Annotated in this window: 13 protein-coding genes and 2 tRNA genes; 8 read left to right on the forward strand and 7 right to left on the reverse strand. The window is 69.2% G+C overall.

The window, feature by feature from the left end:
- The first annotated feature begins 6 nt into the window (after nucleotides 1-6).
- From H286_RS0105575 to H286_RS0105595, 5 genes are all read left to right on the forward strand, one after another.
- Nucleotides 7-1209: a PucR family transcriptional regulator gene (locus tag H286_RS0105575; RefSeq protein WP_018186653.1), complete on the forward strand. Its 1203-nt coding sequence runs from the start codon at nucleotides 7-9 to the stop codon at nucleotides 1207-1209.
- 86 nt (nucleotides 1210-1295) lie between these two features.
- Nucleotides 1296-2213, forward strand: coding sequence for an ACP S-malonyltransferase (locus H286_RS0105580; protein WP_020097417.1), 918 nt, complete (start codon nucleotides 1296-1298; stop codon nucleotides 2211-2213).
- Nucleotides 2210-3211 carry a beta-ketoacyl-ACP synthase III gene (locus H286_RS0105585; protein WP_018186651.1) on the forward strand — a complete coding sequence of 334 codons (1002 nt, stop codon included), beginning with the start codon at nucleotides 2210-2212 and terminating at the stop codon, nucleotides 3209-3211. The genes H286_RS0105580 and H286_RS0105585 overlap by 4 nt, the downstream gene beginning before the upstream one ends.
- A 69-nt stretch (nucleotides 3212-3280) precedes the next feature.
- Nucleotides 3281-3529: an acyl carrier protein gene (locus H286_RS0105590; protein WP_018186650.1), complete on the forward strand. Its 249-nt coding sequence runs from the start codon at nucleotides 3281-3283 to the stop codon at nucleotides 3527-3529.
- A gap of 50 nt (nucleotides 3530-3579) precedes the next feature.
- Nucleotides 3580-4818, forward strand: coding sequence for a beta-ketoacyl-[acyl-carrier-protein] synthase family protein (locus tag H286_RS0105595; RefSeq protein ID WP_020097418.1), 1239 nt, complete (start codon nucleotides 3580-3582; stop codon nucleotides 4816-4818).
- Between the two features lie 170 nt (nucleotides 4819-4988).
- Here H286_RS0105595 and H286_RS0105600 read toward each other — a convergent pair whose 3' ends face one another.
- On the reverse strand, nucleotides 4989-5492 hold the full coding sequence (locus H286_RS0105600) for a DUF3145 domain-containing protein (protein WP_026302847.1): 504 nt from the start codon (nucleotides 5490-5492) through the stop codon (nucleotides 4989-4991).
- A gap of 200 nt (nucleotides 5493-5692) precedes the next feature.
- Between H286_RS0105600 and H286_RS15030 the strand changes: the two genes are divergently transcribed.
- Entirely contained in the window at nucleotides 5693-5839 is a 147-nt protein-coding gene (locus tag H286_RS15030; RefSeq protein WP_020097419.1) for a hypothetical protein, read from the forward strand.
- Between the two features lie 328 nt (nucleotides 5840-6167).
- Here the strand turns inward: H286_RS15030 and H286_RS0105615 are convergent.
- Together H286_RS0105615 and H286_RS0105620 are read right to left on the reverse strand one after the other, a co-directional pair.
- A tRNA-Ile gene (locus tag H286_RS0105615) sits at nucleotides 6168-6241 on the reverse strand.
- 14 nt (nucleotides 6242-6255) lie between these two features.
- Entirely contained in the window at nucleotides 6256-7335 is a 1080-nt protein-coding gene (locus H286_RS0105620; RefSeq protein ID WP_020097421.1) for a DMT family transporter, read from the reverse strand.
- A 41-nt stretch (nucleotides 7336-7376) separates the two neighbouring features.
- Here H286_RS0105620 and def point away from each other — a divergent pair, with 41 nt between their 5' ends.
- Both def and H286_RS0105630 read left to right on the forward strand, forming a co-directional pair.
- Nucleotides 7377-7943 (forward strand): peptide deformylase, encoded by a 567-nt coding sequence (gene def, locus H286_RS0105625; RefSeq protein WP_020097422.1) that lies wholly within the window; start codon nucleotides 7377-7379, stop codon nucleotides 7941-7943.
- Between the two features lie 10 nt (nucleotides 7944-7953).
- Complete coding sequence (locus H286_RS0105630; RefSeq protein WP_018186643.1) at nucleotides 7954-8343, forward strand: ester cyclase; 390 nt, start codon at nucleotides 7954-7956, stop codon at nucleotides 8341-8343.
- Nucleotides 8344-8346: 3 nt separating this feature from the next.
- Here the strand turns inward: H286_RS0105630 and H286_RS0105635 are convergent, their stop codons facing one another.
- The 4 genes from H286_RS0105635 to H286_RS0105650 all read right to left on the reverse strand — a co-directional run bounded on the left by H286_RS0105635 (nucleotide 8347) and on the right by H286_RS0105650 (nucleotide 10478).
- A complete protein-coding gene (locus H286_RS0105635; RefSeq protein ID WP_020097423.1) occupies nucleotides 8347-9132 on the reverse strand; it encodes a DUF4328 domain-containing protein in 786 nt (261 codons plus the stop codon).
- 83 nt (nucleotides 9133-9215) lie between these two features.
- Nucleotides 9216-9470 carry a hypothetical protein gene (locus tag H286_RS0105640; protein ID WP_020097424.1) on the reverse strand — a complete coding sequence of 85 codons (255 nt, stop codon included), beginning with the start codon at nucleotides 9468-9470 and terminating at the stop codon, nucleotides 9216-9218.
- Nucleotides 9471-9573: 103 nt separating this feature from the next.
- Nucleotides 9574-9649: transfer RNA gene (locus tag H286_RS0105645), tRNA-Asn, on the reverse strand.
- Nucleotides 9650-9710: 61 nt separating this feature from the next.
- A complete protein-coding gene (locus H286_RS0105650) occupies nucleotides 9711-10478 on the reverse strand; it encodes an ATP-binding cassette domain-containing protein (protein WP_028497404.1) in 768 nt (255 codons plus the stop codon).
- Between the last annotated feature and the right edge of the window lie 28 nt (nucleotides 10479-10506).

Raw genomic sequence — 10506 nt, forward strand, 5'->3', positions numbered from 1 at the left:
CGCGCGATGACCGAACGGCCGACCGCCCAGGAGAAGGCGGAGACACTCGCGTGGCTCCGCCGGATCTCGGGAGATCTCGCGACCACCACGCTCCGGAGGCTCGAGGAGTACCTGCCCTGGTACGCCGAGATGCCTCCGGGGCGCCGGTCGGCCGTCGGTCTCGTCGCCCAGTCGGGCATCTCGTCCTTCGTCGACTGGTACGACGACCCGAACTCGACGCCGTGGATCGCGGCCGACGTCTTCGCGTCGGCGCCCCGCGAGCTGCTGCGGAGCATTAGCCTCACCCAGACGCTCCAGCTCATCAAGGTGACGGTCGAGACCACCGAGGAACGCGTCGCCGGACGGGGCAACGGACTGCGCGAGAGCATCCTGCTCTACTCGCGCGAGGTCGCCTTCGCCGCGGCGGACGTCTACGCCCGGGCTGCGGAAGCACGCGGCTTATGGGATGCCCGCCTAGAGGCGCTCGTCGTCGACTCGATCCTCACGGGCGAGGCCGATGAGGAGCTCCCGAGCCGCATCGCCGCCCTCGGCTGGCACGGCCACGGCGAGGTCGCGGTCCTCGTGGGCACGACTCCCCCGCAGCTCGACGTCGACCAGGTGCGCCGCACGGCGCGGAAGCTCGGCGTCGACGTGCTCATCGGAGTGCAGGGCTCCCGCCTGGTTCTCGTCATCGGTCGGGCCGACCAGAGCGGCCGCGAGGATGCCGAAGAGCTGCCCTTCGCCGAGATCGCGACGCGCCTCGAGCCGGGGTTCGGAAGCGGTCACCTCGTGCTGGGGCCCACGGCATCCGCCCTGCTCGACGCAGGACTGAGCGCCCGGGCGGCCCTGGCCGGATTCGCGGTCGCCAAGTCGTGGCGGAACGCCCCGCGCCCCGTGGACGCCGACGACCTGCTTCCCGAGCGCGCTCTTGCGGGCGATCCGCTCGCGAAGGCCACGCTCATCGAACGGATCTACCGCCCGCTGCAGGCGCACTCGACGGATCTCGTCACGACGCTCTGGAGCTACCTCGACAACGGTCGCTCGCTCGAGGCGACGGCCCGCGAACTGTTCGTACATCCCAACACGGTCCGCTACCGACTCAAGCGGGTCTCCGACGTCATCGGATGGGATGCCACAGGTCCCCGTGAGGCTCTGATCCTGCAGACGGCGCTCATCCTCGGCTCGATCGGCGGCGACGTGACCCGCCGTCGCCCCGTGCGCCGAACCTGATCTCTGTACGACTCGAACAAACGGATCGCACTTTCTTGTGCGCTCACCGACAGCAACGACGACTCGAACTTGCAAGGATGGAAACCGTGATCATCGCCGTCTTCCCGGGTCAGGGCTCTCAGACCCCCGGGTTCCTCACTCCGTGGCTGGAGACCGAGGGCACCCGTGAGCTCCTCGAGCAGTACTCCGCCTACGCCGAGGTCGACCTGGTCGCGGCGGGCACCGAGTGGGATGCCGACCGCATCCGCGACACCAAGGTCGCCCAGCCGCTCATCGTCGCCGCCAGCCTGCTGTCGTGGCGCGCGCTGGTCGACGCCGGTCATCGCCCCCACGGCGTCGCCGGACACTCCGTCGGTGAAATCGCCGCGCTGGTCGCCGCCGGCGTCCTCACGGAAGAGGACGGCATGCGCCTGGTCAGCATCCGCGGCCGCGCCATGGCCGAGGCCGCCGCTCTCGAGCAGACCGGCATGAGCGCGGTCGTGGGCGGCGACGAGGCCACGGTCCTCGCCCGCCTGGAAGAGCTCGACCTGACGCCGGCCAACTACAACGGCGGCGGACAGATCGTCGCAGCCGGGGCGCTTCCGGCTCTCGCCGAGCTCGGCTCCGACGCGCCGCGCGGCAGCCGGGTCATCCCGCTGCAGGTCGCGGGCGCATTCCACACGCGGTACATGGCACCGGCCGTCGAGACCCTCCGCACGGCTGCGGCCGCGGTGGAGGCATCCGATCCCGCTCTGACGCTCTGGAGCAACCGCGACGGCGGGACCGTCTCGGACGGCCGCGCCGCGGTCGACCTCCTCGTGGCGCAGGTTGCGAACCCCGTCCGATGGGACCTATGCATGGCCTCGTTCGCCGAGAACGAGGTGGCCGGCATCATCGAGCTCGCTCCCGCCGGCACCCTCGTCGGACTCGCCAAGCGCGGGTTGCGCGGCGTACCGTCTGTTGCGGTGAAGACGCCCGAGGACCTCGCCGCCGCGAACGCCCTCCTGACCGGAGAGAACGCATGACCCCCCAGCTGATCCAGCCCACCGGCGCGGCGCACACCCGCATCTACGCGTACGGCGCCGCCCGCGGTGAGAACGCGGTCCCCAACGAGGACCTGATCGAGCCGATCAACTCGAGCGACGAATGGATCCGTCAGCGCACCGGCATCATCACGCGAGTACGAGCGGATGCCGGTACCACGGCGATCGACCTCGCGTCGGACGCCGCGGCCGAAGCCATCGAGCGCTCCGGCGTCCCGGCCGACAAGATCGACGCCGTCATCGTGGCGACGATCTCGAACCCCAAGCAGACCCCGTCCGTGTCGGCGATCGTGGCCGACCGCGTCGGCGCGAATCCGGCCGCCGCCTACGACCTGAACGCCGCGTGCGCCGGATTCGCCTACGGCGTCGCGCAGGCGGACGCCCTCATCCGTGCGGGTGCCGCGCACTACGCGGTCGTCATCGGCACCGAGAAGCTCAGCGACGTCGTCGACCCGACCGACCGATCGATTTCGTTCCTGCTCGGGGACGGTGCCGGCGCGGTCGTCATCGGCCCCAGCGACACGCCCGGCATCGGCCCGACCATTTGGGGATCGGACGGCTCGAAAGCGGATGCCGTGGGCATGAACCACACGCTGACCGAGTTCCGCGACGGTGTCGCCCCCTGGCCGACGCTCCGTCAGGAAGGGCCCACCGTGTTCCGCTGGGCCGTCTGGGAGATGGTCAAGGTCGCCCGGCAGGCGATCGAGGCCGCGGGGATCACGCCCGACGACCTCGCGGCCTTCGTGCCCCACCAGGCCAACATGCGCATCATCGACGAGTTCGCCAAGCAGCTGAAGCTGCCCGACACCGTCGTGATCGGTCGCGATATCGAGACGACGGGCAACACCTCGGCGGCATCCATCCCGCTGGCCACCCACCGTCTTCTCGACGAGCACCCCGAGCTCAGCGGCGGCCTCGCCCTGCAGATCGGTTTCGGCGCCGGGCTCGTGTTCGGCGCACAGGTCGTCGTCCTCCCGTGACGACGGCCGTCCCCCACCTAAACTGACTACCGGCCCGGCTGGGCCGACCCCCACAGAAGGAGAAATCCCATGGCATTCACCAACGACGAGGTCCTCGCCGGCCTGGCTGAGCTCATCACCGACGAGACCGGTATCTCGTCCGACGAGGTCGCCCTCGAGAAGTCGTTCACGGACGACCTCGACATCGACTCGATCTCGATGATGACGATCGTCGTCAACGCCGAGGAGAAGTTCGGCGTCACCATCCCCGACGACGAGGTCAAGAACCTCAAGACCGTCGGCGACGCCGTCACCTACATCACGTCCAACCAGGCCTGATCCGCGCGTCCGGTGGGGGTCCGCCCCCACCGGAGCAGCACGAGGGAATCATGAGCAACACGCGAATCTTCGTCACCGGCATCGGTGCGACCTCCCCCATCGGCGGCACCGCCAGCGAGAGCTGGGAGGCGCTCCTCGCCGGAGCGTCCGGTACCCGCACGCTCGAGCACGACTGGGTGGAGCAGTACCAGCTGCCCGTCACGTTCGCCGCCGAGGCGAAGGTGCGACCCGAGACGGTCCTCGACCGTCCCGTCGCCAAGCGCCTCGACCCGTCCTCGCAGCTCGCGATGGTGGCGGCGAAGGAGGCCTGGGAGGATGCCGGCGCGCCCGAGGTCGACCCCGAGCGCCTCGGCGTCGAGTTCGCCACCGGCATCGGCGGGGTATGGACGCTCCTCGACGCATGGGACACCCTGCGCGAGAAGGGCCCGCGGCGCGTCATGCCCATGACCGTGCCGATGCTCATGCCCAACGCTGCAGCGGGCAACCTCTCGCTGCACTTCGGCGCTCGCGCCTACGCTCGCACGTTCGCGAGCGCGTGCGCATCGAGCACCGAGTCGATCGTCAACGCGATCGAGCACATGCGGGCCGGCCTCGCCGACATCGTCATCGCGGGCGGCACCGAGTCGGCGATCCACCCCATCACGATCGCGTCGTTCGCCTCGATGCAGGCGCTGTCGCGTCGCAACGACTCCCCCGAGACGGCATCCCGTCCGGGCAGCATCGACCGTGACGGATTCGTCATGGGAGAGGGCGCCGCGGTCCTCATCCTCGAGACCGAGGAGCACGCGAAGGCCCGCGGCGCGAAGATCTACGCCGAGCTCGTGGGCGGCGGCGTCACCGCCGACTCGTACCACATCACCGCCAACGACCCCGAGGGCACCGGTGCGGCGCGAGCCGTCCGCCTCGCGCTCGAGATGGCGGATGCCTCGCCCGACGACGTCACCCACGTCAACGCGCACGCGACGTCGACCCCCGTCGGCGACCCGAACGAGTACGTCGCCCTGAAGTCCGTCTTCGGCGACCGGGTCGACGAGATGCCGGTGTCGGCCACGAAGGCGTCCACCGGTCACCTCCTCGGCGGCACGGGAGCGCTGGAGGCGATGTTCACGGTGCTGGCGCTCCGCGACCGCATCGCTCCCCCGACCATCAACATCACCGAGCCCGACCCGGCCGTTCCCTTCCGTCTGTCCGGCGACACCGTCCCGCTCGGCGACGGCGACCAGTTGGCCATCAGCAACTCGTTCGGCTTCGGCGGTCACAACGCCGTCGTGGCGTTCCGCTCGGTTTGACCCCGAACACGACGAACGCCCCCGGGAAGCCACCGGGGGCGTTCGTCGTTCAGTTCAGGCGGGGCGGTAGCCGCCCCGGTCTCCGGGAAGCCGTCCGAAGCCGGTCGAGGCCCACTCACCCCGCCTGAAAACCTGTCCGTCCATGGAGTGTCCGCTCCAGCGGAGTCGTCTCAGCCGACCTTGTGCAGCCACACGACCGGAGCGTCGTCGCTTGCGTGGCGGAAGGGTTCGAGCTCCTCGTCCCACGAGGCGCCGAGCGCCACGTCGAGCTCCCGCTGCAGCTCGCTCATGTCGCCGGCGGCGATCTCCATGGCGTAGCGGATGCGGTCCTCTCCGACGACGACGTTGCCCGAGGCATCCGTCTGCGCGTAGTGGATGCCGAGGCTCGGCGTGTGGAGCCAGCGACCGCCGTCGGTGCGGGGCGTCGGATCCTCCGTCACCTCGTACCGCAGGTGCTCCCAGCCGCGCATGGCGGAGGCAAGAGCGGCCCCGCTTCCGGCGGGTCCCTCCCAGTAGAACTCCGCGCGGCGGCTGCCCGGTTGGACGGGCTGGTCCGCCCAGTCGAAGCTGACGGCATGCCCGAGGGCACGACCAGCAGCCCACTCGAGGTGGGGGCACAGCGCGCGTGGCGCGGAATGGATGAAGATCACTCCGCGCGCGTGAGGTGTGGCCATCGATCTCTCCGTTTCGTTCAGGTACGTCTTCCCCTACGACCTGATGGAGAGTGCTGGCCGGATATCCGGTTGTGCCGCCATTATCGCCCATATCCTCGGCGAATCACAACCGTGTAACACGAGGTTCGTCGGACGTTCGTCAACCCCATGGCCCGCGGGACACGATGGGCGCAAGCTGACCGCTCGACGAAAGGACCATCATGAGCGACAACACTCCCCACACGCGCGACGCCGATGACGCTCACGCCGATGACGCACTCCCGACCGACGCCGTCAGCGACGAGGTGAAGGAGGACGCAGCCCGCGCCGGCGGCCACGTCGCCGCCGAGGACCACGACGATCGCTGACGCATCTGCCTCGCTCTGCCTACCCGGCCACGCGCTCCAACGGAACCGATAGCGAGGATGCTCTGTCAAGCCCCTGCGGGTCGAACGCGGCGAGGGCGTTCGATGTGTGTGTCGAAAGGAGACATGATGAGCGATTCCATCCCCGACAAGCCGAGCCAGGCCGAAGGCGACATCGGCGACGATGACATCACGGCCGCCGAGCAAGACACCGACGAACGGGAGTCCGACGCGCAGGACGACTGAACCTACGCGATACGACGAAGCCCTCGCATTCTGCAAAGGAGCGGGGGCTTCCTCGTGCGACGCCTGACAAGTTCAGAGGCTGAAGTAGGGCGGGTGGGACTTGAACCCACGATCGTCGGGTTATGAGCCCGCTGCCTTGACCAGCTTGGCCACCGCCCCCTGTGGAGTCGAGCTTATCGCCCGGGCCGGTCTTCGTCTTTCACGGGCGGCTCCGGCCACACCTTCGAGACGGCCTCGGTGAGACGGATCGACCCCGTCGAGGGACGTCTGCCTTCGACGGCATCCGCACTCCCCCGCGTGATCGGGATCTCCTGGCTCTCGCTCACCACCTGCGGGTGGTAGCGGGCCAGCTGGAACACCCCGGTGACGGCCAGGACGCCCGCGACCGCGAAGCCGATGTACGCGCCGAGCGGTGCGCCCTGAGCCTCGTTGAGGACCGCGAGACCGATCACGATGGCGACGATCGGGTCGATGACCGTGAGACCGGCGATGACGAGGTCCGGCGGACCCGACGAGTAGGCCGTCTGGACGAAGTAGGCGCCCATCGCGGTGCCCGCGAGCAGGGCGACGACGCACAGGACGGTGAGCCATTCGAAGTCGCCGTTGGCGATGCGGTTGATGACCACCTTGGCGAGGGTCGCGACGAAGCCGTAGACCACGCCGGCCGCCACGATGTAGAACAGGGCACGCATCCGCTTGCGCAGCGTCCCCCAGAGGACGCCGAGGACCACCACGACGCCCAGCAGGATGCCGAGGACGGTCAGGAGCTGCCCGTCGCTGATGGGGCGCTCGGTCGCGTACAGCGCGGCCACCGTGACGAAGATGAAGATGCCGCCGACGCACAGCGCGATGGAGGTGATCGAGCGCCTCGTCGGCTTGTGGCCGCTGATCCGGGCGTTCAGGAGCGTCGTGATGACCAGCGAGATCGCGCCGATCGGCTGGACGAGGATCAGCGGCGCGAACGACAGCGCCGCCAGCTGGCACACGATCGCGAGGCCGAGCATCACCGTCCCGAGAACCCAGGACGGACGCGTCAGCAGACGGAGCAGCTGACTGCCGGTCAGACCGGAGACACCCGCCTGAGCCGTCAGCCGCTCGACCTTCTGCACACCGCGGTGCTGGTACTGCGCGCCGAAGGACATGAAGACCGCGCCGACGACGGCGAGCGGGATGCCGATCAGGATCGCCGGGTTCCCGAACACGCCCACCAGTTCATCGGTGAGGTCGTTGATCGGTGTTCCGGCATGAATCACGCCTCGACGATACCGGGCTCAGGCCTCGTTAGGCTTCTGACGTGGCCGTACTTCCGATTCGCATCATGGGCGATCCCGTCCTTCACTCCGTCGCCGCTCCCGTCGCCGAGGTGACGGATGAGATCCGCACCCTCGTCGCGGACATGTTCGAGACGATGGACACCGCTCCCGGTGTGGGACTCGCAGCCCCCCAGGTGGGCGTCGGCCTGCGCATCTACACCTACTCCTATCAGGATGACGACGGCGCCCCGTGGCGCGGCGTGATCATCAACCCCGAACTCTGGATGTCGCCGCCGGAGCCGGGCTCCCCCGACCCCGATGACGAGTCGGAGGGATGCCTGTCGTTCCCCGGTGAGCGCTTCCCGCTCCGCCGCGGCGACGAGGTGCTCGTCACCGGCACCGACCTCGACGGCGGCCACGTCCGCATCCGTGTCGACGGCTGGCGCGCCCGCATCATGCAGCACGAGTTCGACCACCTCAACGGCATCCTCTACATCGACCGGCTGTCCGATTCCGATTGGAAGACGACGCAGAAGATCGCGCGCAAGCGCGGCTGGGGAAAGTCGGGCCAGAGCTGGATGCCGGGCGTCGACGACCTCGACGCCTGAGGCACTTCGCGTGGAACCGTGGGAGCTGCACGGGTGGTTCGAGGAGTATCTCGACGCGTGCAACCGACATGATCTGACGGAGGTCCGCGGGTTCCTCGACCCCGCGGTCCGCCGCGCACACCTGCCGGCAGGAGCAGACGCCTGGATCGACGATCTCGCCGACCTGTTCCACGGCTTCCCGGACTGGCGCTGGAAGACGATCCAACTCGTCGCCGAGGACGACCGCATCGCTGCTCACCTCCGCGGCAGCGGGACGCATACCGGACCGTGGCGCGGCATCCCTGCCACCCGTCGCCACGTCAACGCGGCGGAGTTCCGGTTCCTCCGGCTCGACAAAGGCCGGATCGTCGCCTCGAGCGGCTCCGACGACACGGACGTGGAGGCTCAGCTCACCGCGTGAGCGTCAGCGCCCTGCCGGGTCCATGGCGTCGGTCGCGCGGGTGAGGATCACGATGGCAAGCGGAACGGCGGCAATGGAGAGGAGCTCCCCCAACAGCGACGTGGACATCACGGCAGGGTAGTCCGCGAGGGTCTCGGCGTTCCACGACAGCCTGCCGGAGAGTGACACGAACGCCGTCGAAGCGATCCAGAGGCCCCACCAGGTGCCCAGGATCGCTCGAGTCAGGCTCGCACGCGAAGCCACCACGAGGTCCTTCACGTTCTGGAACGGGAACCACCACGCGATCACGGGGATGAGCCAGGACACGACGTGCCACACCGGTGTGCGACGAGTGGCGGTCGGGGTGATCGCGCGGACGCGCACCGCGGCGCGGTACTGCCAGACGACCCAGCAGATTCCCGTCGCCAGCATCAGCCCCGCCGACGCCAAAGAGATCGGCGCGGACAGCGTGTCGTAGAGCTCCAGGTCCGACAGCGGCGCGGCTCCTCGGGTGAAGCCGTCGACGGCGACGAGTCCCCAGGCCTCGACGAGGACGGTGAGGAACGAGACGACCGCCCCGACGATGAGGAGGATGCGGGTGGCTCCGGCGATGCCGCGGAGAGGGCGGATGACCGGCGGTGCGGACACCGGGTAGCCGGCCGGTTGCCCCGGGGCGGCCCCCCCGGGCGCCGGCCACGCCGCAACAGCCGGCGGCGGCGCCGTCCACTCCGTGCCGTCCCAGTAGCGCAGCTCGTTGCCCGCATGCGGCGCCGGGTACCATCCGGCAGGCGCGCTCGTACGATCCGTCATCGTGATCCCCCCACGTGTTCTGAAATCCGCTCTGCACACTATCGGGTCCGCGCTCGTGCCGTGCGTCCGAGCACCCCCGATGCTCACCGAGGCGGCGTGGCAGCCGATCCTTCGTCGCGAGCCTGGCGGCGGTAGCGCGCCTCGCGCGCCGCGACGTGGATGCCGAGACCCGAAACTCCGAGCGCGAGGGCGAGTGCGAGCCCGAAAAAGGCGACGTCGTTGCCCGCGCCGTACTGGACCGCCGCCCAGAACAGCAGGACGACCGCGGCGAAGCCGACCAGCGCTCCCACACGCTCACCCCAGGTCCAGGCCGACCAGCCTGCGTTCCCCGTGTCCATGCGATCAGCATGGGGCCGCGAGGGCGCCGCGGCAAGAGAAATCCGTTGCTCGCAAAGTTCGGGAATGACGAAACCCCCGGGTATCCGGGGGTTTCGGTCAGAGTGGCTCCCCGGCTTGGACTCGAACCAAGAACCTATCGGTTAACAGCCGATTGCTCTGCCAATTGAGCTACCGAGGATCAGTCACCCGGAACCGGGCAACCACACAATCGTAGCAAAGCCCGAGGGGTGTTCGTGACATCAGCCGCCGATGCGTGTCGCCTCGTCGGGGGTCCACAGCACGTCGTCGAGGTGCCGGCCGACACCGACCGGGTGACCTGCTCGCAGGACGAGCACCTGCGCTGCGAGGTCGGTCACGAGCTCGCGCTCGTTGGTGACCACGAGCAGCGCCATGCCGTCCTCGATCCTGCGTAGGAGTGCGTCGCGCACCGCGGGACGGACATCCACGTCGAGGTTGGCATAGGGCTCGTCGGCGATGAGGACCTGCGGATCGAGGACGAGGCTCCGCGCGATCGCCACCCGCTGACGCATACCCGAGCTGAGCTCGTACGGGTACTTCTCCGATGCGCCGATGGGCAGCTGCAACTCGTCCAGCAGCGCGGCGACGCGGAGCGCGAGCGCGCGCTCGTTGACCTTCCGATCGCGCCCCGTGATCGGCTCGGCGACGATCTCGGAGATGGTGAGGCGGGAGGGAAGCGACGCGTTGACGCCCTGCACGAGATGGCCGGTGCGGTACCCGCGGATGCGGCGGGCACGACCCCGCGCACGCAGCGAGATCCCGGCGACCTCGCCGGTGCCCCCCACGATGCGCAGATCGCGCTGATCGGCCCCCGCCAGGCAGGACGCCAGACTCGACTTCCCGGAGCCCGTCGCTCCCATGACAGCGAGGGTCTCACCTGGCATCAACCGGATCGACACGCCGTCGACGACGCGTGTGTCGGCTGACGCGCGAGCGATCGACAGGTCCGAACAGAAGATCGCGGCATCCGGATCGTTCACTCGAGGCATGCGATCCATCCTCACCTCTCCGAGCCGG

The sequence above is a fragment of the Microbacterium sp. 11MF genome (genome assembly GCF_000383475.1).
GTDB classification, from domain to species: domain Bacteria; phylum Actinomycetota; class Actinomycetes; order Actinomycetales; family Microbacteriaceae; genus Microbacterium; species Microbacterium aquilitoris.

What these genes read in the sequence shown, in the direction of transcription:
- H286_RS0105575 (WP_018186653.1), top strand. Translation starts at nt 7, where the DNA reads ATGACCGAACGGCCGACCGCCCAGGAGAAGGCGGAGACACTCGCGTGG.
- H286_RS0105585 (WP_018186651.1), top strand. Translation starts at nt 2,210, where the DNA reads ATGACCCCCCAGCTGATCCAGCCCACCGGCGCGGCGCACACCCGCATC.
- H286_RS0105590 (WP_018186650.1), top strand. Translation starts at nt 3,281, where the DNA reads ATGGCATTCACCAACGACGAGGTCCTCGCCGGCCTGGCTGAGCTCATC.
- H286_RS0105595 (WP_020097418.1), top strand. Translation starts at nt 3,580, where the DNA reads ATGAGCAACACGCGAATCTTCGTCACCGGCATCGGTGCGACCTCCCCC.
- H286_RS0105600 (WP_026302847.1), bottom strand. Translation starts at nt 5,492, where the DNA reads ATGGCCACACCTCACGCGCGCGGAGTGATCTTCATCCATTCCGCGCCA.
- H286_RS15030 (WP_020097419.1), top strand. Translation starts at nt 5,693, where the DNA reads ATGAGCGACAACACTCCCCACACGCGCGACGCCGATGACGCTCACGCC.
- H286_RS0105635 (WP_020097423.1), bottom strand. Translation starts at nt 9,132, where the DNA reads ATGACGGATCGTACGAGCGCGCCTGCCGGATGGTACCCGGCGCCGCAT.
- H286_RS0105640 (WP_020097424.1), bottom strand. Translation starts at nt 9,470, where the DNA reads ATGGACACGGGGAACGCAGGCTGGTCGGCCTGGACCTGGGGTGAGCGT.
- H286_RS0105650 (WP_028497404.1), bottom strand. Translation starts at nt 10,478, where the DNA reads ATGCCTCGAGTGAACGATCCGGATGCCGCGATCTTCTGTTCGGACCTG.